Origin of the sequence: Limosilactobacillus mucosae, from assembly GCF_046939755.1 — a bacterium.
Taxonomy (GTDB): domain Bacteria; phylum Bacillota; class Bacilli; order Lactobacillales; family Lactobacillaceae; genus Limosilactobacillus; species Limosilactobacillus mucosae_A.
Genome location: NZ_JBKZAY010000024.1, coordinates 1 through 22,299 on the forward strand (window position 1 = coordinate 1; position 22,299 = coordinate 22,299).

Below are 22,299 nucleotides of genomic sequence, written 5' to 3' on the forward strand. Positions count from 1 at the left end.
GAAATTATCTGACTAGTGTACGGCAGTTTGGCTAAATAAATGTAGTTTTAAGCCGTGTGGATTGATGAATTGAACGCCCTTTATTTTCACATATGAGTAGCCTAGTGATTGTCCCTTTTTGATTGGTGCCTTTAATTGACCGTTTTGCGTGGTTTTAGCCGTCAAATGGTCATAAATAGTCAAATGTGAGGCTTGAATGGCATCACTGGCATTTTCCCAGATTGTGATTGAACGGGGAAGCAGCTTGATTTGATGCTTGAAAAACAGAAATTTGACAACGCTTCTTTGATAAAAAGATTTAGGCAGGGCGACTTTTTGCGGGGTCAGACTGCTATTGGCAATCAACTGATATAGTTTCTGGGTTGCTGTAAAGCGAGCGTCCGTGCTGTCGCCATTGGCATGCAGCACGACTGTTACGATGCGCCGATTTTGGAAAGTTGCCGTGCTGACTAGACAGGCACCGGCAGCATCTGAAGTCCCGGTCTTTAAACCATCGATGGTGACGCCATTGGTCTGATATTGAGAATCCGTCAGCATTTTGTTGATATTGCTGATGGTCGTACCATCCAGTTGAAATGAGGTCTGACCGGCAATCTTTAATAGATCGGGATAATGATTGACCAGATAGGCAGCCATTTTACCGACGTCTTTGGCTGACATCTGGTTTTCAGCGTTAGCGTCAATATTTTTGACGGCCAGATCTTTTAGCTGGCTGTTGGTTAGACCAACGCTGTTAACGATGGTAGCATCTTTAATCCCGATCTGCCGAGCTTTTTTCTGCAGCTTTTGGTTAAACTGCGTGGTGCTGTCGCCTAAAGCCCCAGCCAAAGCAACCGTTGCACCGTCAGCTGATTTGATCAAGGCCGCTTTGACCAGATCGGAGACGGTATATGATTGGCCTTGTGTAAGATTAACATTTGAATATTCAGCATCGTCAGCAATCGCCGCGACTTTAGAATCAATTTTAATTTTGGTATCCCAGCTTAGCTGATGCTGGTTGATTTCATCTTCAATGACCATTACCGTTAACAGCTTGCTGATTGAAGCAATCGGCAGCTTTTGATTGATGTTTTGTGAATACAGAATCTGACCGGTCTTGGCATCAATTGCCAAAGCTGCTGATGCATCCAGCTGATTGGCGTTTATAAACGTCGCGGCCTGAATGTTTGGCAGCCAGCTCAGTAAGGCCAGCCAGCAGGTTAGAAAAACAACGATAAATTTTTTCATTGATAGAATGCTCCTAGTAAACACCTTATAAATACGTATCAGCAATATTTTATTATAACATTAAGCCACAAACTTGAAGATTCGCTGATCAAAACGAAAATTTAATGTTTGGTTAGTATTGACAGCCACAATAAAAAATCGCCTGCTTATAAGCAAGGCGATGCGATTTTAATATTGATGAGTGACGGCCTTCAAAAAGATGGTCCGCCCCAACAGGCAAAGATTAAGCAGCAGCAAATATCCCCCGAAAACGTAAAGCGAAACTGAATGCAGTAATTGAGAAATAAGCAGATGCAAAAGATTATAGCTACCGACTATCAAACAGTACAGGCAATCGGCTCGCAGCAGATCTTTAAGCCATTTATGGGTGTTGATTAATTGCCATAGTTTCTTTAAAAAATCGGTCAATATTATTTCCCCCGAGCATTATTAGTGCCAATTTGATAAAATAATAGCTGCAGTAGCAAAACCGATTGCCGAAAGATAGGCAATTTTTAAATTGGTGCGCAAGTCAAACCCCTCCACAAGCTCGAATTTGCTACAATCTTACTACAAAATAGGAAGAAAGAAAATTGAAATCAAGACATACAATTTACTGGCTGCTTTGTTTAGTTGTAATTATTTTGGGCGGCTACCATATGTATAATAATCATCTTAAGCAGCCGGCTGCCACAAACAAGACTGTCTCTACGACTGCTAAATCCAAGGCAACCAGTTCCAAGTCGCAAAGCAAAATGCGGATGCCAATTGACTGGCAAAAATCATCTGAAACCGTTCCGTACCCTGACTTAAGCAAGGTTAAGAATCTTTGGGTCAAGGTCAGCTTAAAAGGCAATCGGACCTATCTTTATGATGGCTCTAAGCTGATCTATACCATGTACAGTTCGGGCGGTGTCTATCAAAAAGATGCCAAAACCGGAAAATTGAAGAGTGCGACGCCGACGGGGACCTTTTACGTTCAGGCTGAACGGGGGGACAGTTTTTATAACCAAGAGTTGGGTGAAGGCGCCAACTATTATGTTTCGTGGCTCAATCATGGCGAATATCTTTTCCATTCGGTTCCTACCAAGGCAGACGGCTCATATAATCTAAAGGAAGCTGCCAAGCTGGGGAAGTCAACGGGATCGCATGGCTGTATTCGGCTGTCGGTTTCAGACGCTAAATGGATGGAGCAGAACCTGCCTGAGGGTACCAAAGTCGTAATTGCCGATAACTAGCTTTTTTAGGAATCCCCTAAAAACATTAAAATAAGATATTGAGATCAGTTTCCCAACGTGGAGACTGATTTTTTTGTAACCAGATGATTGACAAATAATTTGTAATATAATATATTATAAATATCGATTAAATGTAACTATATTGTTTACAAAAATGGAGGGACTTAAGATGAGCAAAAAAATTGCCGTTGTTGCAGCTAATGGTCGCGCTGCGCAAAAAATTATCAGTGAAGCTGTTCAACGTGGCCTTGATGTGACTGCATTTGGCCGTCATGAAAACAATACGCAGGCTGCCCGCTATGTTCAAAAGGACGTTTTTGAGCTGACAAAAGCTGATCTGCAAGAGTTTGATGCCGTTGTTGATGCTGTTGGTGCTTGGCAGTTGACGGATCTGTATGTAATCTCAAAAGCCGCGGCCTACTTGGCTGATCTGCTGAAAGGAACGGCTACGCGTCTGCTGGTGGTTGGGGGTGCTGGTTCCCTGTATGTAAATCCGGAGCATACCTCAACTTTGGAGCTGCAGCCTGATTTTCCTGCCAGCTACAAGCCAGTCAGTGCCGCGCATGGTGCAGCTTTGGCTATTCTGCGCGCTTCTAAAGACGTTAAATGGACCTATGTTTCACCAGCGGCTGATTTTCAAGCTGACGGTGAAAAGACTGGCAAGTACCTGCTGGGTGGCGAAGAATTCATGCTTAACGATCGCCAGCAAAGCGTGATCTCATATGCTGATTATGCAGTTGCCATGGTTGATGAGATTGAAAAGGGCAATCACGTTCAACAGCGGATCTCAGTCGTTGAAGCCTAAGCTGATTAGCAATTCCTTAATATCTGTAATAAAATATTTTTAAAGACTGGAATAAAGAAGTGTTTAAATGCAGATTTCAACTAAGTTCACGATTGCGATTCATATGCTGGTGGCGATTGATTATTTTAGCGATAAAGAAACGGTCAACAGCACCATGCTGGCTGAAAGCATTGGCAGCAATCCGGTGATCATCCGGACCTTGATGTCAGATCTTAAACGAGCTGGTTTGATCGCTACCAAACGGGGACCAGGCAGTATCAAGCTCTTAAAGCCGCTGGATCAGGTTACGTTTTATGATGTTTATGTGGCAGTAGAGAAAAACAAAGATGAGCTGTTTAACTTCCACGAACACGTCAATCTGGACTGTCCGGTTGGCCGTAACATTCACCACGCTTTAAGTGATAAACTGTTTAAGATTCAACAGGATTTTGAAAATGATCTGAAACAGCAAAATGTCGGTGAGGTTAAAGCTGATGTCATCAAAGCCATTGCCGGCGAGTCTGTCGGTCAATAAAACGTTGTTTGAAAAAACGGTGCCTGGTTAACTGATTGTTAGAATTGAATAGCGTTATCTCAAGCGTAACCTCTAAGCACTGGTAAATAGCCAGTTGCTTAGAGGTTTTTTTGATGTAAATGAAACAAGCATCCCCGATTGAGAATGCTTGTTGGAGACTTTTGAAGCCGGTTTGTCCGTAGTTTCTTTACTGGGACTAAAAAACAAGACATACAGCCATGCTGGTATTTTGATAAAAAAGGTAACAAAAAAAGGTAACATTTTTTTGAAAACTGTTACCTTTTCGTATTAATGTAATTTTGAAAAAGCTTGATATAGCAACGCTTATAACGTTATATACTACATGGCTGCTACTCAAAATGGAGATGGCGGGATTTGAACCCGCGTCCGAATATATCGCCATTTCGGCGTCTACGTTCATATCTCAGCTATTTAAGGTTCATTGCCTGGAACGCCGCTGATCAGGGCTCACCCACACAACTAGCTTGATTGGTCTCTTCTTGTTGCTTCAAGCCGGAGCGACAAGCGTAAGTCCACTGTTAGATAAAACCCGGTACTGCACCATGGACGAGCCCAGCCGGATTTACGCATGCTTACTTGTTAGGCAGCGTATGCGTAAGAGTTTGAATTATTGTTTGCAGTTATAATTTGAAACTGAGCGTTTTTACGAAGCCGCAACCTTCGAAACGCAGCCGGAATTCGAACTATACCCGTCGAATCCATAAACATCCCCGTTACAGAATAAATCTTAACATATTTGATTTCTGAATGCACGCGACAAGAATTTTAGTGTCATGTTTAATTGAGCAACGGGGCTGAATTTATTAAAGTTTCGCATTTTGGTCACAAAATATTCCTATTGTGGTAGATCAATGCCGTATAATGACTTTTAGAATCAATCAAGAACTATTGACGGGGTGAAGAAAATGAAAATCTTAATGGTGGAGGACAATCAAACCTTATGCGAAATGATGGCAATGTTCTTCAAAAAAGAAAAATGGGAGGCTGGCTACGCGCAAGATGGCGTTAAAGCCGTTGAAATGTTTAAAAAGGATCCAACGGGCTGGGACATTGTCTTGCTGGATCTTAATCTGCCCAAGATGGATGGGATGCAGGTAGCGGCTGAAATGCGCAAAATTTCGCCAACCGTGCCAATCATCATGCTGACGGCACGTGATTCAGAAAGCGATCAGGTGCTGGGACTTGAAATGGGCGCGGACGAATACGTTACCAAACCGTTTAGTACGATCGCGCTGATTGCCCGCATTAAAGCCCTGTACCGCCGAACCCAGCTTAATCAGCTCAGCAGCAGTACGCAGCAGATCGCCAGTGATTTTGACGTGCAGACACCGCACTTCAAACTGAATTCCAAAACGCGCGAGGCATTTTTAGATGACCAGCAGATCGAAAACTTGACGCCTAAAGAGTTCGACCTGCTAAAGACGCTAGCCTCCAAACCGAAACAGGTCTTTACCAGAGAACAGTTGCTGCAGCTGGTTTGGAACTATGAATATTATGGCGACGAGCGAACGGTTGACGCACACATTAAAAAGCTGCGTCAAAAGATTGAAAAGGCCGGTCCGCAAGTTATTCAAACGGTATGGGGCGTTGGCTATAAATTCGATGACAGCGAGGTTGCAGATCAATGAAGCTGATCTACCGGCAGATGCTGAGCTTCTTTGCCGTGATCTGCACGCTGCTGATCATTGTAACCATCTCATTTGTCAACGTTACTAATCGAACCTTATATACCAATACCTGGCGAGAATTGCAGCAGGATGCCGATAGTCTGATTCAAGACTCCATTAAATATGACCAGACAACGCGCCAGTTTAAAGGATTAAAGACATCATCTTTAAAGAGCAATGCGAATCTTTTAGCGCGGCAAAACGTGCACTTTGCGATTTATGATGCCAACCGTCAGAAAATTTTTGCCAGCAACGGCTATACGGCGACACTGACAAAAAAAGAATGGCAGGCCCTAAAACAGGGGAGAACGATTCAAAAGAAGATCGATCATCCCCGTCTAGACGTTTCTGATAAAAACAGAACAAAAGAGAAGTCAAAACCAGGTCCGCATCCAAGCATGACTGATATTTTAAGACCTTATTTTTATCAAGGAAAGCTGGTTGCGGTTGTTTCGATTGGGACTTTTGTATCAACGGTTGAGCAAAGTCGGCATCAGATCCTTAATAATCTGTTGACAACGTTTGTAATTGCAATGCTGGTGGCATTGGTGGTCAGTTATCTTTTGGCTCGCTCAACTACGCAGCGAATCAGCAAAATGCGCCGTGCTACACACCAGATCGCCCGTGGCAACTATAAAGTGCATATTGATACCAAATCTAATGATGAAATTGATGATCTGGGCCGCGATTTCAATCAGATGGCGGATGCACTGCAGGCGTCACAAGAAGAGATTCGTCAACAAGAAGAACGACGGCGACGCTTTATGGCTGATGCAGCTCATGAAATGCGGACGCCTTTGACCACGATCAACGGCTTATTGGAAGGTTTGGCCTACGATGCAATTCCAGAAGAGGATAAAAAGCACAGTATCCAATTGATGCAAAATGATACGCGGCGCTTGATTCGTTTGGTCAATGATACGCTGGATTATGAAAAGATCCGGACCAATCAGATTTCAATGGATCGCAAAATCTTTGATGCAACGGCAGTGATCAATAATCTTCAGGCTCAGTTGCGAAAAAAGGCCAAGGTGCAAAATGATGAGCTGGTTGTGGATCTGCCCAAGGTTCTGCGTGTCTATGCTGATTATGATCGGTTTGTCCAGATTATGTTTAACATTATCCAAAATGCTATTCAATTTACCAAAAATGGCAAAATTGAGATTTCTGGTCGGCGACTGCCAAAAGGGGCTGAGTTTGCGGTCAAGGATAACGGGATTGGAATGACTAAAGAGCAAACGGAGCAGATCTGGGAACGCTTCTATAAAGCCGACCGCTCGCGAATGAACACGCAGTATGGTGAATCAGGACTGGGTCTGGCGATCGTCCATCATTTGGTTGAGCTGCATGGAGGAACAATCAAGGTTGCCAGCGAGTTGAATAAAGGAACTACTTTTACGCTCTTTTTTCCTGACCGCGAGTATGCCCCGCACGTCATTATGCCGCGCGATGAAACTGATGATTGATTAACCGCCGCCTTGACAATGAAATTTGCAAGCCTTTTCAATTTTAGACCATCTTTTTGAGCAAACGTTTGCAATACAATTGGTAAAAGCTTATGGTAAATCGATACCACTAATGATTTTACTGATTTTTGAATGTAAATGCTTGTGAAAACGATTGCACTAAGGTATAGTTATTTCTCGTAAGGTTTTAAATATTTTTATCGAAATTTTTATTAAGAGAGAGAGATTTTGATTATGGCTTATCTTATTGCATTAATTCCAGCGTTGGGCTGGGGCTTTATGCCGCTGATTACCGGTAAGGTTGGTGGATCAGAAGCCAACCAGATTTTTGGGATTGGCGCTGGGGCCTCATTAGTCGGTTTGATTGCCTTTTTGATCATTCATCCGCAGGTTAGCATGAAGGCGTTTCTGTTCTCATTGTTGTGTGGAGCTTTATGGTCAACGGCTCAGGTTGGTCAGTTCGTTTCATTCAAACGAATTGGGGTTTCCAATACGGTACCGCTGTCAACTGTCTTCCAGCTGGTTGGCAACTCAATCATTGGGGTGCTCATCTTTGGTGAATGGCACTCAGCCCGAGCACTGACGATTGGCTTTATCGCTTTGGCAATCGTTATTGTCGGGGCAATGATGACTTCATTTACCGATCGTTCCAATGGTCAAAGCGTCACGACCAAGGATGTTTTGTTTCTGTTGGTAACGACGATTGGTTACTGGATTTATTCATCGTTCCCTAAGATGCCGATTCTGGCGCACGAAGACTCAGTTGGTATCTTCTTGCCAGAAGTACTGGGAATCTTGTTGGGGGCTATTATCTATGACCTGGCTTCTGGCAATGCAAAGGCCTTTACGCAAAAAGAGCAGTACACCAACATTTTGGCTGGAATTTCCTGGGGGATTGCGGCCTTTGCCTACATCTTCGCAGCACGAATGATTGGAGTTACGGTTGCTTTTGTCTTTACGCAGTTAAACGTGGTTATCGCAACGTTTGGCGGCATTTTGGTTCTGCATGAGCATAAGAGCCCGCGCGAATCGAAATTCACCTTCTGGGGCATTGTTTTAATTGTAATCGGCAGTATTGCAACGGCATTTGCCTAAATATAAAAATAAAGATAAGAGGGAAGCATTTTTGCTTTTCTCTTTTTTTATACAATAATTAGTTTATAATTCATTCAAAAGCGGGTACACTAGAGATAGTTTAAAATACATACTAACCTAGAAAGGGGATCTAGACATGAAAAATGATAGCCGCAGTTTGGTTCGGGTAGCGAATCGGCAACTGGTACTACAGCAACTGTTCAATCATCCGACAACAACGCGGGTTGATATCGCACGTGAATTAAAAATCAACAAATCAACCGTTTCAGCAATTTATAATGAACTAAATGATGAAGGCTTCATTGAAGAACTGGGACAGGGGGAATCGACCAATCGCGGTGGCCGTAAGCCGAATCTGGTCTGTTTGAATAAGCGATATGGCTTTGTAGCCAGCTTTGAAATCGGCACCGGTCATCTGCGGGTTATGTTCAGCTATATTAATGGCGAAATCATCAGCTATGAGCAGATTGCATTGAAAAAACGCGATATGCTTTTAATCATGCAGACGATTAAAGAGGTACTGCAGAAGATGGAGCAAAACGATGATACGATTCACGGCCTGCTGGCGATCGGCTTTTCGGTCCATGGAATCGTTGACCATAATAAAATCATTGACGCGCCATTTATCAGTACGAATGGCATTGACCTGGCTGCCTATTTTGAAAATGAGTTTCAGGTACCAACGATTTTGGAAAACGAAGCCAACCTGGCGGCGATTTTTGAGCGTGATTTTGGTGATCAAGAGTCATACCGCGACTTGCTAGCAATCAGTATTCATCGGGGCGTGGGTGCCGGAATTATTGCCAATCAGCAGCTGTATCGCGGCTTTCATGGCCGAGCTGGCGAAATTGGCCGCAGTCTGGTTGTCGGGCAGGATGGACAGTTGGTCAAGGTTGAGTCGCTCTGCTCTGAAGATGCGATTTTAGCCCAGGTTGCCCAGGAAAAAGGAGTAGATAATCTGCGACCAGCCCAACTATATGAGCTGTATCGGCAGCATGATGAAACCGTTGTCCGTGTGATTGCCCAAGCAATGGGGCAGCTGCAGAAGCTGATTTATGATGCAATCGCGAGTTTTGGCCCACAGGCGGTTTATTTTGACTCACCGTTGTTTGATGAAATACCAGAATTATATCAGCACTTGCGCGACTGGCTGTATGATCACCAAGTTGACATTCCACTACAGATGATCAAGGGGTCTGAGATGGCATCGCTTTTAGGCGCCAGCTCAATGGCTATTCATCGTTTTTTGGATATGGATCGCTATTCGTTGACGCTGAAATGGCCAAAATCGGTTTCAAATGTTAAGTAAAAAAAACACGTCTCCGAGCATGACAGCTTAGTGAGACGTGTTTTTAGCTAGCGTGGAAGCTGGAGAGTGGCTGCAATTTGATCAGCCGGTACTTTTAGGATGGCTGGCGCGCCAATTTCTTTTACGTAGACTAGATTTAAGTAGCCATTATGATTTTTCTTATCATGTTTGATCAGTTCCAAGACCCTATCAGAGGCTAGCCATGGTGAAGTAGTTGGCAAACCAACTGCTGCCAGCCGTTCTTTGATTTTTTGCGTTACGCCAGGTGCAGTCTTGCCTTCATTTTCAAAGGCTTGACAAATTGCAACCGTGCCAATGCTGACCGCTTCACCATGGCGTAACTCACCGGCAGATAAAGCTTCAACCGCGTGACCGATTGTATGACCGAAATTAAGCAGTTGTCGCTGACCGCTTTCTTTTTCATCACTCATGACGACTGCGGCTTTAAATTGAATGGAATATTTGCTTAGTCCTGATGCATGCTCCAAGATTGCTTCAGGAGTGTCAATTTGTTCAATTAATTTCCAAAAATCGCCGCCAACCATTGCGGCAGCTTTAACGATCTCGCCATAGCCTTCTACTAGATCGCGGGGCGGTAGTGTTTTTAAGGTTTCTGGATCAATCAGTACCAGGTCTGGCTCGTAAAAGGCACCGACGATATTTTTAGTTGTTCCCAAATCAACGGCAGTCTTACCGCCAACTGAACTGTCAACCTGAGCCAGCAGTGATGTTGGAATTTGAATCAGAGAGATTCCCCGCATGTAGGTAGCCGCCAAAAAGCCAACTAAATCACCGGTTACGCCGCCACCCAGCGCAATTACCGCGTCATCACGATTAAAGTTGGCGGCCACTAGTTTTTCACTTAGTCTTTGCAGCTGTGACAGTGATTTTGAAGCCTCGCCAGCAGGAAAATCATAGCAGTGGACATCAAAGCCCAGTGCCGTCAGCTGCTCAGCCAGGTCTGCCTGATAAAGTGGCGCCACGTTGTCATCACTGATCAGCGCTATTTTACGTCTTGACCAAACTTTGGCAATTCGTTCGCCAGCCGTTTTTAACAAACCCGGTTCAATTAAAACTTGATATTGTCGGTTGGGTAAAGATACCGTGATTTTTTCCATGATAATTCCTTCTTCTTACTTTATTGTCTGTAAAGCTTGACGCACTGCATTGGTTTTGGCGACCATTTCATTGAATTCGTTTGGTTTTAAGGCCTGGGCGCCATCAGAAAAAGCATGAGCTGGATCGTCATGAATTTCAACGATCAAGCCGTTGGCACCAGCAGCAACACCCGCTAAAGCAAGGGGCGTAACAAATTCAGTATGTCCAGCAGCGTGGCTTGGATCGGCAATTACTGGGTAGTGGGTCAGCTTTTGCAAAACGGGAATGACGCCAACATCAAAAGTGTTGCGCGTGTACTTGTTGTCAAACGTTCGAATCCCGCGTTCAACGATCATAATTTGATGGTTGCCACCAGCGGCAATGTATTCCGTAGCGTTCAAAACGTCATCAACCGTTGCTGACATTCCACGTTTTAGCATTACTGGCTTCCGAGTTTTTCCGACGGCTTTTAAGAGTGAGAAGTTTTGCATGTTGCGTGCGCCGATTTGAAAGATGTCGGTGTATTCTTCGACCAATGGCACCTGTTCAGGATCCATGACTTCCGTTACTACGTCCAATTCCAATTGATCGGCTGCTTTTCTTAAGGCAATCAATCCTTCTTTACCTAGGCCTTGAAATGAGTATGGAGAGGTTCGCGGCTTGAAGGCACCACCGCGCAGAACGGTTGCGCCAGCATTTTTAGCGACTTTTGCCATTTTTAAGACATGTTCGGCTGATTCAACTGAGCAGGGACCGGCCATCAAGGTAAAATTATTGCCGCCAATCGTTGAATGAGGCGTTTTAATGATCGTATCTTCGGGATGGAACAAACGGGATGCCTGAACGGCGGCTGGCACGTCGGTAATAATTTCTTGGGCAGCGGCTTGTTCAGCTGGGGTTAGATCATTTGGACTGGCTTTTTGGATGGCGACTCGATTGTTATGGACAAAAATATCATGGTCACTGCCGAAATGCTGCTTTAATTCTTCAATTGCTGCTGTTGCCTGATCATTTTTTAATATGATAATCATAATAAACGCTCCCTTGTTAATCAATTCAAAAACCCTCATAATGTTAAAACACCATGAGGGTTCGCGCTTGCATTCATATACTGATTGGAGCGAAGCCGATTACACAGTGCTTTAACAAGATGTCTGCCATGTAATCGGTAATTACAAACTATTATCAATCACATAGACTGCTAGACTAACGCCAACAACCTATGTCGTGTCAGCGTTAATATGATTGATAATAATAGCTAAATCGTGCGTTTGTAATTTTCATAATTCTACTCCTTAATTTAAGTAATTCCTAAAGGTTGAATTGAGTATATATTATGAGAAAAATAAAGTCAACTCTAATTTTATTTTAATTTATAATCATCATTATTTAATCAATAAAATAAATAAATACCTTGAAAATAAAGCAGTAACAAGGAGCCTTGCTTTATTTTATAAAGAAACAGCGTGATGCCAGACTTGGTATCACGCTGTTGAACTTTTGCAATTCCGCCGTATTTATTAGATTGATATTGAGAGGGTTTAGAATTCAGCAAGTAAGATCGGATTCAGATTTGAGTAGAATTTTGGATTAATGACTGAGCTTAGTTTTTGGAACCAGCGTGGTCACGCAATGTCTGTTCGATATCTTCCAAGGACTTGCCGCGAGTTTCAAAGACCTTAGCATGAACGAACCAAATCCCAAAGAAGCAAAGAACGCCATAGCCGATAAACAGACTACCCGTACCAAAGAAGTCCAGCAGGGTTGGGAAGGTTAATGAAACGATCAGATTGGCAGTCCAGTTAACCACGGAACCAAATGAGTTGCCAAGACCACGAATGTTAAGTGGGAACATTTCACCAAACATGACCCACATAACCGGACCCCAAGTACCAGAGAAGAAGGCAATGTAAATAGTCATGGCAAGAACACAGATAACCGCAGCAGCTTTTGAACCGCCGGAGAATTTCATCCCAGCACTCATGACAAACAGTGAAATTCCCATGCCAAGACCACCATAGATCAGCATCTTCTTCCGGTCAACCTTATCCATGATTGAGAGGGCAAATGCCGTGACGATGACGTTAAAGGTACCAATCCCAATGTGAGCCAGCAGCGCAGCGTTAACACCGAAGCCAACGTCAGTGAAAATCGTTGGCGCGTAATAGAGCACCGTGTTGCAGCCCATGACTTGCTGGAAGACAGCCAGACCAATTGCCGCAACTAAAGCTGGACGCACCATTGGCCCAAACAGTTCCTTTAAGCCACCATTCTTCATGTGGACTTGCTGTTCGATCTGGGTCATGTCTTTGTCGACAACGCCTTTGTCATTATGGTTCATATTCATCAAAACGGTCCGTGCATCGTTTTCACGACCAATCTTAACCAGATAACGTGGTGATTCTGGCAAGAACAGGGCACCGAAGAACATGATGGCAGCTGGGATAGCGGCAAAACCAAGCATCCAACGCCAACCAGTGTACATGTTTTCAAATGACCAGTTTGTGATGTAGGCAACCAGAATACCAGTCATAACCATCAATTGGAACATACTGGAAACCATGCCCCGCTTGTCGGCTGGAGAAAGTTCGGCCAGGTAGGTTGGTACCATTGAAGATGAGGCACCAACGGCCAGCCCTAAGACAATCCGGAAGCAAAGCAATGACCAAAAGCCTTGTGAGAATCCGGAACCAAGCGCACCGACAAAGAAGATAATCGATGACAATAATAGCAATTTGCGACGACCATACTTGTCAGAAGATGGTCCGATAAACAATGAACCTAAGATGGCACCCAGCAGTACTGCGGAAACGATCCAGCCTTGTTCCCAAGTTCCCAGGTGCATCTGTTTTTGAATAAACAGAATAGCACCAGAAATAACACCGGTATCGTAACCGAAGAGCAAACCGCCGAGGGCCCCGAAAAAGTAGATAAAGCCCGCAGATACTTTGCGCATGATTACTACAACTCCTTAACTATAAAAACACTCCTATTGCTTAGTTAGTTAAAGATTAAAACTAACTTACGGGATTAATATAACCGCTTCCAAACGAAAAATCAAGATGTTTAGTAAAAAAGTACCAGAAAAACCAATTAAGGCAAAATCGGCGGCCTGCTTAGTGTTATTTTCGATGAAACCTAGCTAAAAAGCGGTTGTGAGAGAGCATTTTTCTCTACTATTTTATAAGCGGAGAATCGAATTACACACTAAATTGAAAATGCAAAAATTTCAATTTTTTTGATGGAAAGGGTTTACAAAAATAGCTTGATGGTCTATATTAAAAACCGTAAGTTAGTTGTTTATTCGAACTAATAAATTTCAGGAGGCCCATATTATGAGTGATTTATGGCAAGGTATTGACAAAGTTAAGTATGAAGGTCCACACAAAGGCTTGAACTCACGCCTGGCATTCCAATACTACAACCCAGAAGAAGTTATCCTGGGCAAGAAGATGAAGGATTGGCTGCGGTTCTCAGTTGCTTACTGGCACACGTTTGACCAACGCCTGGTTGACCCATTTGGTGATGGTACGGCCGTTCGTCCATACGACAAGTACACTGACCCAATGGACAACGCTTTGGCAAAGGTTGACTACGCCTTTGAATTCTACAACAAGCTGGGCGTTGACTACTTCTGCTTCCACGACCGCGACTTGGCTCCAGAAGGCGACACCCTGCGTGAAACCAACAAGAACCTGGACAAGATCGTTGACAAGATCGTTGAGTACCAAAAGACGACTGGCATGAAGGTTCTGTGGAACACGTCCAACCTGTTCACGAACCCTCGTTTCTTGGCTGGTGCCGGTACTGCTCCATCTGCTAAGATCTACGCTTATGCTTGTGCTCAACTGAAGCACAGTCTGGAAGTTGGTAAGCGGGTTGGCGCTGAGAACTACGTCTTCTGGGGTGGCCGTGAAGGTTACGAATCACTCTGGAACACTGAAATGAAGCGTGAACAATCGCACATTGCCAAGTTCTTCCACATGGCTAAGGACTACGCAAACGAAATCGGCTTTGATGCTCAAATGCTGCTGGAACCTAAGCCAAAGGAACCAACTACGCACCAATACGACTTCGACGCTGCTACGACGCTGAACTTTATGAAGGAATACGGCCTGGACAAGGACTTCAAGCTGAACCTGGAAGGCAACCACGCTAACCTGGCTGGTCACACTTACCAACACGAAATTCGCGTTGCACGTGAAGCCGGCATGCTGGGTTCACTGGACGCCAACCAAGGTGACAAGCTGATCGGTTGGGACATCGACGAATTCCCATCCAATCTGTACGAAGCAACGGCTGCAATGTACGAAGTCGTTGAAGAAGGTCAAATTGGCCCTCACGGTGGTCTGAACTTCGACTCCAAGCCACGTCGTACTTCCTGGAAGCCAGAAGATCTGTTCTACAGCCACATTGTTGGTATGGACACGTTTGCTGCCGGCCTGCGCGTTGCCGCTGCCCTAAAGGAAGACGGCTACCTGGACAAGGTACTCAAGGATCGTTACGCATCATGGGACGAAGGTTTGGGCAAGTCGATTGAAGAAGGCAAGGAAGACTTCAAGTCAATCGAGCCAACCGTCTTGGACACCCCACAAAGCGAACTGCGTGCAGCTACGCAATCTGACCACCTTGAACAGGTTAAGGACACGATCAACCACTTCATGATCGAAACGCTGGCTAAATAATCACTTGAAACTCTAACAATATAATAGAAAGGATTCGCATCGCCGCAGATGGCTGCGGATCCTTTTTTCTTGGAGGAAAGACTATGAATGAATATGTAATTGGGGTCGACTTGGGGACCAGTGCCGTTAAGGTTTCGGCAATGGATCGCTCAGGCAAGATCGCCGCTCAGCAAAGCTACGACTATCCACTGAGTCAGCCTAAGCCAGGCTACAGTGAGCAGAACCCACAAGACTGGCTGTATGGTACGACGATTGGCATTGACCGGATGATCTTAAAAGACGGTCTTAAAAAAGAAGAGATCAAAGGGATTTCCTTCTCTGGTCAGATGCATGGCCTGGTGCTGCTTGATGAAAATAATCAGGTGCTGCGGCCAGCTATTTTATGGAACGACACGCGCACGACCAAGCAGTGTCAAGAAATCATGGATAAGATGGGCGATCACTTCATCGATATTACTGGCAACAAGCCACTGGAAGGTTTCACGCTGCCTAAGCTGCTTTGGGTCAAGGAAAATGAACCGGAGATCTGGGCTAAGGCCAAAACGTTCCTGTTGCCAAAAGACTATGTTCGCTTCTGCATGACGGGTAACCTGGGGATGGATTATTCGGATGCCACGGGGACGGTGCTGTTAGACATCAAGGAAGGTCAATGGAGCCAGGAAATCTGTGATGCCTTTGATATTCCGATGAGCATGTGTCCACCTTTGATGAAGTCGGTTGACTATGCGGGCAACGTTTCGGCTAGCTATGCCATGTTCTCAGGCCTTTCAACGGACACCAAAATCTATGGCGGTGGCGGTGACAATGCCTGCGGTGCGGTTGGTGCCGGCATCCTGCATCCAAACATGGTTATGTCTTCAATTGGGACTTCGGGCGTTGTGCTTAAATATGAAGAAAATGCCAACGTTAATTACCATGGCCAGATTCAATACGAATGTCACGCAATCCCAGACACCTACTACTCAATGGGTGTTACGCTGGCAGCCGGTCACTCGCTAAACTGGTTTAAGCATAAGTTTGATCCAGATGAAGACTTCGCAACGATGGTTGAAAAAGCTTCTCAGCGGCCACTGGGAGCGAATGGTTTGATTTTTACGCCATACGTGGTTGGTGAACGGACGCCATATGCTGATGCTGATATTCGCGGCAGCTTTATTGGCGTTGACAGTATGCAGGATCGCTATGACTTCTGTCGGGCCGTGATGGAAGGGATCACCTTCAGTTTCCGTGATATTTTAAATATCTATGATCAAAACGGTCAGGAATTCGACACGGTGGTAGCCATTGGTGGTGGGGCCAAGAGCGACTTTTGGCTTCAGATGCAGGCCGACATCTTTAACAAGAAGGTTGTTGCCTTAACCAATGAACAAGGACCTGGTTTGGGAGCGGCTATGATCGCGGCAGTTGGTCTGGGTTGGTTTGATTCGCTGCAGGACTGTGCTAAAGAATTCGTTCACTTTGGTAAGGAATATCTGCCAAAGCCGGCCAATGTTGCCAAGTATGATGAATTGTACGCAATCTACCACCAAGTCTATGGTCAGACTAAAGACTTGTGCCACTCTCTATTGAGCTTCCGTCGTGAAGAATAGTTAGGCAGTTTAATTTCTGATTATTTTATCAATTAACAGCTTAAAAACTCATTTGCATCATTAAAAAGCGTCATGCAGACTGCCACTAAGGCATTTCTGCATGACGCTTTTATGTATTTGAAATTTTTTCTTCTATTATATATAAGAAAAAATATATATAAGAAAAAAGCAGACAAACAGCGACCAGATGATTAGGCCATTTGTCTTTATAAGATGATCATAACTAAAACGAATTCGCAGGCAGGTTAACGGACTTGTCTAAACCGAGTTGACAGTAAGATTTGAGAAATGTTTTGCCCACGGCCTAAAAAGCAGTCGGCAAAACAATAATAATCAGCTTTACCAATAAGCGTGAGTAGGGAAAAATGGAATTGGAGTGTTTTATAGTTAATGCTGATTTTAAAAAGAGCTAAGGAATTGACCAATCTAAAAAATCAGACTGACCAAGATCTTAAAATCAGCAGCAATATATTAATCTTCCCTAGCTCATGATATATTTTATGTAATCGCTGACACGCTCGCTTGAATATTAGAACTATTTTTTGAACAAAGGACGGAATAAAATGGAAATCGTAACTGCGTATCTAGAATCATTGGGAGTTCCAGCCACAATTTGGGAGTATGACAACGGTCAGTATAGTTTACAGTTTCGTCAAGGCAAGTTGTTGCTGGTGAACTATCTAAAAATTTTGCGTCGCTGTCCACATAAGTCGCTGCAATTTTTGCGGCATAGTCAAAATCTATACAGTTGCTTAATATGGTGCGACCAGATAGTCATCTATGTAGGACCAGTGATCGTTAACATTAGTCAGCGTTATCAAAACAGTGAGATGCTAGGCAGTCATGCCGTCATGTATATGCCAAAGCTGCTGAAGACGGTTTATCTGGAAGAAAAACAGTTTTTGCAGCAGATTTTGGTGTTGGTACGGTTATTAGAACTGCCGATCGATTTTGAAACCATCAGTGACGAGTTTCATCAAGCACGTCTTTCGAGAGACTTTGATGCCCAATTGATGAAGCTGCGCATGAGTAGTGAGGGTGGCCATGTTAGTTATCTTTATGAACGCGAAGTCAAAAAAGCAATTGCGCAAGGCAATTTGGCTGCTTTACCAATTATTTTCTCTAAAAACATCAACTCAGGTCGGATCGGCATTTTAGCAGATAATCAAGATGCGCTGCGCAATGTTAAAAACTGGGGTATTATCTCGGTTTCCGTAAATCTGCGTGCCCTGTTTCAAGTCGGGTTGGATTATGAACAGGTATATTCACTGAATGATCAATACGTACGACATATCGAATCGTTAACGTCCTACAATGAAGTTTTGGCAGCAATTGAGGCAGCTGATGTGGATATGGCTATGCGCTGTCGTGAGATGGTTGATGCCAAGATGACGGCACCGGTCAGCAAGGTTTTTTGGCAGTTAATGAGTAATCCGACTATGGACCAAAGCGTTGATGATCTGGCAATGACGGTAGGGTTATCCAGTCGCTATCTTGGCAGCCAGTTTAAAAAACAGGTTGGAGTCAGTATCAGTCACTTCAAGCGCTTGGTTCAGATTAATCATGCGATTGAAGATTTGATTGGCACCAATCTTTCAATGGCAGAGCTTGCCGAGCGTTATGGATTTGCTGACCAGGCCCATTTTTCACGAGTCTTCCATGCCCTAACTGGGATAACGCCTAAAGAAGCACGTGCCGATGCCGCCAAACTTGCTGATTGGAATCTTTACGACTATCTTTTCAAAAATAACATGAAAGATTAATCATATGTGATTTAATTTTTTTGTTGAATGATCGCGTTTTATTCAGCGATCATTTTTATTTTGCACTATATGAAGAAAACGGCTTCATAATTTTTAAGAAATTAAAGACTTTAGCTCGTAAATAACGAAAAATAGATTTTTAGGGTAGCGTTTTCAAAAAGGACATGGTAGATTTTGGTCGTTGGTTGAAAACACAAACTAACGTGTAGCGCTGCACCGGTTTGAATCAAATCTACAAGAGGTGTAAAAACTATGGACAAGCCAAAAAATAAGCAAGTCGATGAGTTCGCCAAACTGTCTTGGGGTGAGCGAATCGCTTATGGTGCCGGTGACTTGGCACAAAATCTGATTTTTGGAACGATTGGCTCAATGCTGCTGTTTTATCTGACAACGGTTTTTGGAATCTCGGCAGCCGTTGGGGCCACGATTTTTCTGATCGTTCGCTGGGTTAACGTTTTTTGGGATCCCTGGGTCGGAACGGTTGTCGATAAGAGCCACTTTAAGCATGGTGGCAAATACAAGCCATTTTTGATTTATTTCGGAATTCCGCTCACGATATGCTGTGCCATGCTGTTCTTGCCAATTCCAGCCGTCCGCGGCAATGTTGCCTATGCATTCTTGATGTATCTGGCAACGGCCTTGATCTATTCGTTCGTTAATATTCCTTATGGTTCGCTGAATGCTTCGCTGACGCGGGACAATGATGAGATCTCAACTTTAACGACGGTTCGGATGACGGAAGCCAATATCGGTAATCTTTTGGTCTACACATTTTTACCACTGTTCGTTCAGATGGCATCTCCTGCCAAGCATTTAAAAGATATTGGCATGTTTGGCATCAAGCTTAATCTAGGCAACTATGCCTCGCCACACGCTGCTGGTGCCTACTTCCACGTTATGTCGATCTATATGCTGATTGGTTTTATTCTGTTGCTTTGCACTTACTTTGGTGTTCATGAACGGGTGCTGCCAACGGAAGAAGAAACGGATTCCGTTAAGTTTTCTGATCTTTGGAATGAGCTGCGTCGTAACAAACCACTACGGGTACTAGGCTGCTTTTTCCTGGTTGGCTTTACCTTCATGTTCTTTGGCAATACGGTTTGGCCATTCTTTGTTCAGTACAACATTGGTCACTCAGAATGGATGGCTTCAATCAATCTGATTGGTTCGATTCCAGGAATCTTCTTGGTTTTCTTATGGCCAATTATTCGGCGCAAGATCGGCAAAAAGGGATTCTTCCAACTGTTCTTGGGAATGTTTATCGTTGGGACGCTGCTTCTTTGGGTATGGTCATGGCCACAGTTTAAGAACAGCATTGCCCTGGGCTACATTGGTCGCTTTATCATGCAGTGGGGAATTACGGCCGCTACTGGCTACATGTGGTCCTTGGTTCCAGAAGTCGTTTCCTATGGTGAATGGAACTCAAAGAAGCGGGTTGCTGGGATCATCAACGCCTTGATGGGACTGTTCTTCAAGATTGGGCTGGCACTTGGCGGGATCATTCCAGGCTACATCAATGCCGCTTGCCACTTTGACGGTACTAAGGCTACGCAATCAGCAACGGCCTTGAATGGGATTACGATTTCAATGATCTGGCTGCCAATTGTTTTGGCAATTGTTGGCATGTGGGTGATCAGTAAGTACCCATTGTCTGATGCAGAAGTTGACAAAATCAATCACGAAATTGAAGATCGCCGCCAAGCTGAAGAAAAGTAGCTGTCTTAATGCAGAAATAACGGAAAGGATGAAGATTCATGAAAATCTATGTTGATGCGCAGGCGCCATTTGATGGTGATGGAAGCAAGCATCGTCCATTTAAAACGATTCAAGCAGCCGCAGATATCGCAATGCCAGGCGATAAGGTGTGCGTTTTTCCAGGCATTTATCGTGAAAACGTCAATCCTAAGCACGCGGGCACGGCAGATCAGCGCATCGTCTATGAGTCGGTTGAGCCGTTAAAGGCCATTATTACTGGGGCGGAAGTCGTTAAAGGCTGGAAAAAAACTGCAGATGGCATTTGGCAGGTAAAAATTCCCAACAGTATGTTTAGTGAGCGCAATCCATACACGACCAAGATTTTTGGTGACTGGTTCGATGCACGAATCCTGGCTCATACCGGTGAGGTCTATTTAAACGACAAGGCCTTGTATGAAGTCAACACGCTGGCTGAGGTAAAGCAGCCCGTTCGCAATGAAAAATCATGGGACCCAGATTTTACGATCTATACCTGGTATACGGAACAAGATGCTGACACGGATGAAACGATCATTTATGCCAACTTCCATGATTTCGATCCCAACCAGGAAAATGTGGAGATCAATGTGCGGCAAAGCTGTTTTTACCCACAGGCTGAAGGAATCGGCTACATTACCTTAAAAGGATTTGGCGTTACCAAAGCGGCGACGCAATGGGCGCCACCAACGGCCTATCAAGAAGGGATGGTTGGTCCGCACTGGTCAAAAGGATGGATCATTGAAGAATGCGAGATCTCGCATTCTAAATGTTCAGGCATCTCGCTTGGCAAGTACCTGCAGCCAAATAATGACAACAAGTGGTCCAAGTGGAAATACAAGGATGGTACTCAGACTGAACGTGACGTGATCTGTCAGGCATCTTATGAAGGCTGGGATAAAGAACATATCGGCTCGCATATTGTTCGTCGCAATCGCATTCATGATTGTGGTCAAACCGGGATTGTTGGTCATTTGGGCGGTGTCTTCTCCTTGATTGAAGAAAACGACATCTACAATATCAACATTCGTCAAAATCTGGTGGGCGCCGAAATTGGCGGCATTAAGATGCATGCTGCCATTGATGTGATCTACCGTCATAATCATATTCACCACTGTACGCGTGGCTTATGGCTAGACTGGCAGGCACAAGGGACACGTGTAACTCAAAATGTTTTTGACCACAATTCGTTACCAGAGCATTTTGAAGTCAGCGAAGAGAACGTGGGCGACGTGCTGCAAGGGCTTGGTGAAGATATGTGGGTCGAGGTTTCGCATGGACCAACGCTGATTGACAACAACCTATTCCTTTCAGAACGCTCAATTCGGTTTGCTGCGCAGGGAATTGCCATGGTGCACAACCTGATTGCGGGCAGCTTTACTGCGGTTGGCGTTGGGACGGACAATAATTCCGTCAACCTGCCATCCAACCGCTTTACACCATATCATGAACATCACGGCACCAAGGTAATGGGCTTTATGACGTTCCAACATGGCGACAATCGTTTTTACAATAATGTCTTCGTTCAACAAAAGCTACGGCCGGAAATGCAAAAGCTGGCTGAACTGATGCATGACAAGCCGGATGCATGGGATACTTACAACTTTAAAGTCGGTACCCAGCCATTTGAAGAATATCCAACGTTTGCAGAATGGGATCGTCAATTTGATGGCTACTGCGGAATCTACGCGCCAAACAGTGATCATTATTACAACCACTTGCCTGTATGGAGCGCGGGCAATGCCTACTTTAACGGCGCTCAGTCATGTAGCAAGGAGCAGAGCCAATTCGTTGATGATAAGGATCAAGTCGTACTGGAATTGGAAAAGCGAGCTGATGGCCTGTATCTTAAGACGAATTTGGCTGACTTCCTGCCTCAAAACAACGATGCAAAGATCGCAACTGCTACGCTGGGGATGGCGTTTGAACCAGAAGAACGTTATGAAAACCCTGATGGCACGCCAATCGTCTTTGATGCCGACTTCTTTGGCAATCATCGTGACGGTGTCAAGGTAACGGCCGGTCCTTTGGTTAAGTTCCAAGCTGAGCAGCGGGTTTTCTAAAAGCTTAATGCCAAATTAGGCTAATCTTACGGATTAATTAAAAAGCGCT

At 44.4% G+C, this 22,299-nt stretch carries 16 protein-coding genes and 1 other RNA gene; 12 read left to right on the forward strand and 5 right to left on the reverse strand.

Annotated elements, in window-relative coordinates:
* Window positions 1-12 precede the first annotated feature (12 nt).
* Window positions 13-1,227, reverse strand: a complete 1,215-nt coding sequence (locus tag ACLUWI_RS07990; protein ID WP_412146875.1) for a serine hydrolase — start codon at window positions 1,225-1,227, stop codon at window positions 13-15.
* A 638-nt stretch (window positions 1,228-1,865) separates the two neighbouring features.
* Here ACLUWI_RS07990 and ACLUWI_RS07995 point away from each other — a divergent pair.
* The 3 genes from ACLUWI_RS07995 (at window position 1,866) to ACLUWI_RS08005 (ending at window position 3,763) form a co-directional block, all read left to right on the forward strand.
* Window positions 1,866-2,444: a L,D-transpeptidase gene (locus ACLUWI_RS07995; protein ID WP_412146892.1), complete on the forward strand. Its 579-nt coding sequence runs from the start codon at window positions 1,866-1,868 to the stop codon at window positions 2,442-2,444.
* Between the two features lie 169 nt (window positions 2,445-2,613).
* Window positions 2,614-3,249, forward strand: coding sequence for an NAD(P)-dependent oxidoreductase (locus ACLUWI_RS08000; RefSeq protein WP_412146876.1), 636 nt, complete (start codon window positions 2,614-2,616; stop codon window positions 3,247-3,249).
* Between the two features lie 67 nt (window positions 3,250-3,316).
* Window positions 3,317-3,763: an Rrf2 family transcriptional regulator gene (locus ACLUWI_RS08005; protein WP_412146877.1), complete on the forward strand. Its 447-nt coding sequence runs from the start codon at window positions 3,317-3,319 to the stop codon at window positions 3,761-3,763.
* Between the two features lie 357 nt (window positions 3,764-4,120).
* Here ACLUWI_RS08005 and ssrA read toward each other — a convergent pair.
* Window positions 4,121-4,496: a transfer-messenger RNA gene (ssrA, locus tag ACLUWI_RS08010) on the reverse strand.
* 193 nt (window positions 4,497-4,689) lie between these two features.
* Here ssrA and ACLUWI_RS08015 point away from each other — a divergent pair.
* The 4 genes from ACLUWI_RS08015 to ACLUWI_RS08030 all read left to right on the forward strand — a co-directional run bounded on the left by ACLUWI_RS08015 (window position 4,690) and on the right by ACLUWI_RS08030 (window position 9,321).
* The gene (locus ACLUWI_RS08015) at window positions 4,690-5,412 is read left to right on the forward strand and encodes a response regulator transcription factor (RefSeq protein WP_048345462.1); all 723 of its coding nucleotides are present in this window, start codon (window positions 4,690-4,692) and stop codon (window positions 5,410-5,412) included.
* The gene (locus ACLUWI_RS08020; protein WP_412146878.1) at window positions 5,409-6,917 is read left to right on the forward strand and encodes an ATP-binding protein; all 1,509 of its coding nucleotides are present in this window, start codon (window positions 5,409-5,411) and stop codon (window positions 6,915-6,917) included. The genes ACLUWI_RS08015 and ACLUWI_RS08020 overlap by 4 nt, the downstream gene beginning before the upstream one ends.
* A 234-nt stretch (window positions 6,918-7,151) precedes the next feature.
* Complete coding sequence (locus ACLUWI_RS08025; protein ID WP_412146879.1) at window positions 7,152-8,012, forward strand: GRP family sugar transporter; 861 nt, start codon at window positions 7,152-7,154, stop codon at window positions 8,010-8,012.
* Between the two features lie 136 nt (window positions 8,013-8,148).
* Window positions 8,149-9,321: an ROK family transcriptional regulator gene (locus ACLUWI_RS08030; RefSeq protein WP_412146880.1), complete on the forward strand. Its 1,173-nt coding sequence runs from the start codon at window positions 8,149-8,151 to the stop codon at window positions 9,319-9,321.
* A gap of 47 nt (window positions 9,322-9,368) precedes the next feature.
* On the opposite strand, the gene aroB is transcribed toward ACLUWI_RS08030, so the two are convergent.
* The 3 genes from aroB to ACLUWI_RS08045 form a co-directional block, all read right to left on the reverse strand.
* Window positions 9,369-10,439: a 3-dehydroquinate synthase gene (aroB, locus tag ACLUWI_RS08035; RefSeq protein ID WP_412146881.1), complete on the reverse strand. Its 1,071-nt coding sequence runs from the start codon at window positions 10,437-10,439 to the stop codon at window positions 9,369-9,371.
* A gap of 15 nt (window positions 10,440-10,454) precedes the next feature.
* The gene (gene aroF, locus ACLUWI_RS08040; protein ID WP_412146882.1) at window positions 10,455-11,450 is read right to left on the reverse strand and encodes a 3-deoxy-7-phosphoheptulonate synthase; all 996 of its coding nucleotides are present in this window, start codon (window positions 11,448-11,450) and stop codon (window positions 10,455-10,457) included.
* 572 nt (window positions 11,451-12,022) lie between these two features.
* On the reverse strand, window positions 12,023-13,375 hold the full coding sequence (locus ACLUWI_RS08045) for a sugar porter family MFS transporter (RefSeq protein ID WP_412146883.1): 1,353 nt from the start codon (window positions 13,373-13,375) through the stop codon (window positions 12,023-12,025).
* A 379-nt stretch (window positions 13,376-13,754) separates the two neighbouring features.
* On the opposite strand from ACLUWI_RS08045, the gene xylA reads away from it, so the two are divergent.
* From xylA to ACLUWI_RS08070, 5 genes are all read left to right on the forward strand, one after another.
* Window positions 13,755-15,104, forward strand: coding sequence for a xylose isomerase (xylA, locus tag ACLUWI_RS08050; protein ID WP_074505119.1), 1,350 nt, complete (start codon window positions 13,755-13,757; stop codon window positions 15,102-15,104).
* Window positions 15,105-15,187: 83 nt separating this feature from the next.
* On the forward strand, window positions 15,188-16,693 hold the full coding sequence (gene xylB / locus ACLUWI_RS08055; protein ID WP_412146884.1) for a xylulokinase: 1,506 nt from the start codon (window positions 15,188-15,190) through the stop codon (window positions 16,691-16,693).
* A 563-nt stretch (window positions 16,694-17,256) separates the two neighbouring features.
* On the forward strand, window positions 17,257-18,456 hold the full coding sequence (locus ACLUWI_RS08060; RefSeq protein ID WP_412146885.1) for a helix-turn-helix transcriptional regulator: 1,200 nt from the start codon (window positions 17,257-17,259) through the stop codon (window positions 18,454-18,456).
* Window positions 18,457-18,708: 252 nt separating this feature from the next.
* A complete protein-coding gene (locus ACLUWI_RS08065; RefSeq protein ID WP_272215498.1) occupies window positions 18,709-20,172 on the forward strand; it encodes an MFS transporter in 1,464 nt (487 codons plus the stop codon).
* Between the two features lie 38 nt (window positions 20,173-20,210).
* On the forward strand, window positions 20,211-22,250 hold the full coding sequence (locus tag ACLUWI_RS08070; RefSeq protein WP_412146886.1) for a hypothetical protein: 2,040 nt from the start codon (window positions 20,211-20,213) through the stop codon (window positions 22,248-22,250).
* Window positions 22,251-22,299: the final 49 nt, after the last annotated feature.